General features: G+C 35.3%; 5 protein-coding genes. All 5 read left to right on the top strand.

Annotated elements, in window-relative coordinates; all coding sequences use genetic code 11:
- Positions 1 to 970 (top strand): ATP-binding protein (locus T357_RS21945; RefSeq protein ID WP_031555826.1); only part of this gene is annotated, 970 nt, incomplete at its 5' end.
- Complete coding sequence (locus tag T357_RS0118260; protein ID WP_031555822.1) at positions 967 to 1,572, top strand: hypothetical protein; 606 nt, start codon at positions 967 to 969, stop codon at positions 1,570 to 1,572. The genes T357_RS21945 and T357_RS0118260, both read left to right, overlap by 4 nt.
- Entirely contained in the window at positions 1,572 to 1,961 is a 390-nt protein-coding gene (locus tag T357_RS0118255; protein WP_031555820.1) for a hypothetical protein, read from the top strand. Before T357_RS0118260 ends, T357_RS0118255 begins: the two co-directional genes overlap by 1 nt.
- A gap of 441 nt (positions 1,962 to 2,402) precedes the next feature.
- On the top strand, positions 2,403 to 3,389 hold the full coding sequence (locus tag T357_RS0118250) for a hypothetical protein (protein ID WP_155991569.1): 987 nt from the start codon (positions 2,403 to 2,405) through the stop codon (positions 3,387 to 3,389).
- Positions 3,390 to 3,428: 39 nt separating this feature from the next.
- The coding region (locus tag T357_RS19650) for a hypothetical protein (RefSeq protein WP_044917405.1) at positions 3,429 to 3,953 on the top strand (525 nt) is incomplete at its 3' end.

The raw sequence follows: 3,953 nt of genomic DNA, 5'->3' as shown, positions 1-3,953 counted from the left end.
AACGGAAGAAAAAGCTCTTATTATGGGATTGTTGGTTCTAAGATTGCAAGAACATCGTATGGATCAGCGAGAAAATGGTGCCGATTTTAATGAAGACCTTAAACACGTAACCATTCTTGAAGAGGCACATAATCTGCTTAAGCGAACATCAACAGAACAGTCTAATGACTCTGCTAATCTGCTTGGAAAATCCGTGGAAATGTTGGCTAATTCAATAGCTGAAATGCGCACATATGGTGAAGGATTCATAATTGCCGATCAATCACCGGGAATGCTTGATCTTTCTGTAATCAGAAATACAAATACAAAAATCATTATGAGATTACCGGATTTTTCTGATAGAGAGTTGGTTGGTAAAGCGGCAGGATTAAACAATGAGCAGATTGAAGAATTGGTGAAACTTGAGCAGGGTGTTGCCGCAATATCGCAAAATAATTGGGTCGAACCTATACTTTGTAAAATCGATAAGTATGAAGATAATCCAGCCGATATTCATCCTATAACTGATGGATATGATGTTCCAGATTCTGTAGATACCAGAAAAGTTTCTGAATCTGTCCTGGATTGTATAATGACGAAAGAATTATATAGGAAAGGAGATCGAGTAGATATAGAGAAGCTAAGAACAGCTGTCTTAAGGTCAAAGCTTGATACTAATGTTAAATGTAAATTTATCGATTATATTGAGTCGGGAAATGAAGAAGCAGTTAACTCACTAAGATCTTTGATTTATGAATTTTTAAATGTTGATAAAGCAGTAGAAGAATCAAAGCATTGTGATGATATTATTGATTGGGTTCGTTCCGTTACTGAAAAACTTTCTCCAGAAATCAAGGGATACTCAAGTGAGCAGATTAATCTTGCCATGGCTTTGATTGTGGATGAATTATCTCGCAGGAATTCCGAATACAATAATATATTGTGCCGATTCGCTGAAGTATACAGACAAAATAGAGGTATATTTTTATGAATGAGATATCAAGTAGAAAAGAATTAGTCGAAGTGAATAATCCTGTGTCTGAAGGCTTCAAGAAAATAAAACCTGAATATAACACTTCTGTTAAAGAGGCAAGAAATTTCATCAATGATATATTCAAAAAAGAAGATATCATTGATAATAAAGAAATCAAAAATGATTTCAAAAAGTTTAACAATGATGTGAATTCAGATAATGATAAGCATCAGTTAAATTACAACTTTGAAACATCTGAAAACAATGAGGTGAAAGAAAAACTAGGTGGAAGCTACAATGATGTAAAAAAGACAAGCGATGGTGAAAAACATGAAGTACATCATACACCTGCGGATAGTGCTTCGAATTTAGAACGTAATGATGGTCCTGCAATAAGGATGGAAAAGGAAGATCATCGTCAAACCGCTAGCTGTGGAAATTCCAAAGAAGCTAGAGAGTTTAGAGAAAAACAAAAAGAATTAATTGACCAAGGAAAATTTAGAGAAGCTCTGCAAATGGATATTGATGATCTTCATGAGAAATTTGGTGATAAGTATGATGATGCGATAACAGAAATGTCAGATTATGTAGATCAGCTTGAAAAGGAGAGAAAAATATAATGGATAAATGGGAGTTTAAACCAAACACATCAGTGGGAAGAATTATATTTGGTATGAATCGTGGTGATGTGCATAAATTGTTTGATGTAGATTGTAAAGAGTTTAAAAAGTCAAAATTTAGCAAGAACACAACGGATGATTATGGGAAATTTCATGTTTATTACACTGAAGATGATAAGGTCGATGCAGTGGAAGTTTTCGAGGGTATAGAGATACTATTGAAAGGAAAGGTAATATTTCCAATTAAATCGCAAGATATAGAAATAACCATTCCTGGAATATCATATGAAGATGGATACTATACACATAAAGGATATTCTATAGGAATAGAAGCTAATGGTAGTGATGCAAAGTGCATACTATTAGGGGCAAGAGGATATTACTACTGATAGGATAGAACCATATCTACAAGAAACTGAAAAAATCTTGCTCTTCTGGCATCATGGTGGGTAAAAAGCTCCTCAGCCCTTGAAAATAAAGGGCTGTAGCAGGGTTAGTTTGTTTCGGATTTCTGTGGGTTGACTTGGAGCCTCTAGCGGTGTGATTTGGTAGCCAGTCAGACTATCACACCGCCCCCTCCATGTAAATCCACAGAAACCTACCCACCACCATGCCAGAAGCCTCAAAAATCTTAGTTTCAGTTTAATTAGACAATATGAAATCTTAAATGAACGAAAGACTGTTAATTTTGAAAGTTTATTAAATGACCTCAGCTTTAAATATTGCTCCAATGTTGTGCAAGAATGGCATGAATAGTTGTTGATTAAGCTTTTATTTATTCGAATTGATGTTAGCTCTCAATTAAACATTGGATTTATTTGATTAAATTTATGAATACTTATTCCCTGATTAACTCCAAAGACATTAGTAAACATTTGCAAAATATCAACTATAAGTTCAACTCCATAGAAACTGCCTGGCTCATATACCAATGCCACAGATTATCTTATGAAGAAAAGAAAACTCTGTGGCAAGAACTTATACATACTATGCCGGACTGCACCATACTGCAGAGAAGCTACGAAACGGAAACAAAATGCCTTCATGAAAGCATAAGGCAGTACATAGAGGTATTTGATCAAAAGATACAGTTATTCTTAAATGATGAACCAGGTGCTAGAAGTGTCTACTTGTACAGCTATAGGTACGGTTCTTATGAAAAGGTGTGGACAGAAGATTATTATGCGATTTTTCCTTCTTTGGAGTTATGTCTTGCTGATTTTCAAGAAGAGTCTGATGATGGAGAGGAGGTTCTCTCATATAAAATAAAAAAACAGTCTCTTGATAGCCCATATCATTACATAGAGGTAACATATCGTAGTGATGGACAAATACTTGATATATATGAGAATCCTGATGAATATAATCCTATCCCGAATTTCTTTGAGGAGCTCTATTTAGAATTTCCAACACCTTTTGAAAAGGGAGATATCCTTTGGATTCCAAATTACAAAGGCGTTTTTGATCGATATTGTGACGAGCGCTTTGTATTAAAATATTTATGTACTTGGGATTCTCCGGATGTAGATAAAACCTATAGGGATAATACTGATATGAATGCTATTGTATACATGGCGTTTCCTAATTACGGAATAGATTACGATCACCCATATAATTATATGGACTATGAGTTCTATAGAGATCCTTTAAAACCGGAAGAGGCGTTTTTGAAAGTACTCAGCAATTATATGAAAGGAAAATTTGACGTTGAAGTTCTTCTAAGGGTTTTCAGGAAGAAATACCTGGAACAAGTCCTTGCTAATGATACTACAGTCAGTTGGTGGGATTATTCGACACAGGTAATTGAAAAGGAATGACCAGAATAATTTAATCATCCCGAAATAAAGGAATATACAATGGATGTTTTCACACTAATCAATTCCAAAGACATACGAGAGTACTTAAGGAATCAAGATTATAAGTTAAATTCTTTGGAAGTAGCATGGCTCATATATCAGTGTCATCGACTTTCTTACGAAGAAAAAAAGCTACTTTGGCAGGAGCTTATTCAGACTAAGCCAGATTGTGGGCCACCACCCAAAGGATATGACATGGGTTGGACGAGTCTTCATGAAAGCCTTAATCTGTACATGGAGACAGTGGATGAGAGGATACATAAATTCCTGCAGGATGAACCGATTGGGGAATATGTCTACATGTATAACTGTTATTACAGGGATGATGAAGGATATTCAGAGGGATATCTACCGGTATATCCGACCTTAGAGAAATGTATGGATGCATTTCACAAGGAAGTGGCATATATGAATGAAGGTTCCGCTAATGAAAATGGAGAATTGTTAAGGTATAAATTCCTTAAGCAGTCTCTCGACAATCCAGATGAGTTATACGAAATGGAATACCGAGGAGACGGGCAGATT

Source organism: Oribacterium sp. FC2011 (genome assembly GCF_000701645.1).
GTDB lineage: Bacteria > Bacillota > Clostridia > Lachnospirales > Lachnospiraceae > Oribacterium.
The sequence above is the reverse complement of the archived record's forward strand: the minus strand, read 5'-3'. Positions and strand labels throughout refer to the sequence as shown.

What these genes read in the sequence shown, in the direction of transcription:
- T357_RS0118260 (WP_031555822.1), top strand. Translation starts at nt 967, where the DNA reads ATGAATGAGATATCAAGTAGAAAAGAATTAGTCGAAGTGAATAATCCT.
- T357_RS0118255 (WP_031555820.1), top strand. Translation starts at nt 1,572, where the DNA reads ATGGATAAATGGGAGTTTAAACCAAACACATCAGTGGGAAGAATTATA.
- T357_RS0118250 (WP_155991569.1), top strand. Translation starts at nt 2,403, where the DNA reads ATGAATACTTATTCCCTGATTAACTCCAAAGACATTAGTAAACATTTG.